Raw genomic sequence first — 872 nt, 5'->3', positions numbered from 1 at the left:
ACTCGGAATCATGAGCAGGGTTTGCGAGAATAAAGTTTGCAAAAACATTCGTGAAACCACCGCTCATGATTGCTCTAGTAAATTCGGTTTTAAGCCAAATGTCCAGCTTTAAAAAACCACAAAAATCATTTATAGCCTTGCTACTTTCAATGCTCATTATCGTTCAAGGTAAGGCTAATTTTCGTAATATGAGCCGATACTGTAATTCAAGTGAGAAACGATTTAATCGTTGGTATCACAGGTTTTTTGACTTTCTTGGTTTTAATGAAATTCTGATTTTTCAGCAGCTGCCAAAGCATTCGAAATGCATTGCAGCTATGGATGCTAGCTTTATGAAGAAAAGCGGCAAACATACCGAAGGCCTAGCCAAATTCTTTCATGGTGCCATCGGTAAAGCAGAAAAAGGGCTTGAACTTTCACTCATTAGTATCGTTGATCTTGATGCAAACATGGCTTATGCCTTAGACGCTATGCAGACGATTGATGCTGCCAAGCCAAAAAGTGAAAATGAAGACGAGATCGCTCGTATTGATTTATATGCAGAGCAAGCGATTCGTGTCGCTCCGTTACTCATTCAGCATAATATTCATTACATGGCCATTGACAGCTACTACACCAAATATAAATATGTAACACCTATTAAACGCTCGGGGCTGGATGCTGTAGGTAAACTAAGAAGTGATGCTAACTTGCGTTGGTTATATCAAGGTGAATACTCAGGGCGTGGCAGACCTAAAAAATTTGATGGCAAAATCGACTTTGAGCAAGACCTACATCGATTTAAGTATGAAGGAATGTTAGACGAAAACATTCAGGTTTACAGTGCCGTTGTCCATTCCGTTTGCTTAGAAAGAGAAATCAAAGTGGCAATG

The 872-nt window shown here is 39.4% G+C and carries 1 protein-coding gene; it reads left to right on the top strand.

The window, feature by feature from the left end; genetic code table 11:
• Positions 1-149 precede the first annotated feature (149 nt).
• A partial coding sequence (locus D5018_RS21440) for a transposase (protein ID WP_207819430.1) occupies positions 150-872 on the top strand: 723 nt, incomplete at its 3' end.

This window comes from Parashewanella curva (genome assembly GCF_003675895.1).
Taxonomy (GTDB): domain Bacteria; phylum Pseudomonadota; class Gammaproteobacteria; order Enterobacterales; family Shewanellaceae; genus Parashewanella; species Parashewanella curva.
This window is presented reverse-complemented; position numbering and strand designations above follow the sequence as displayed.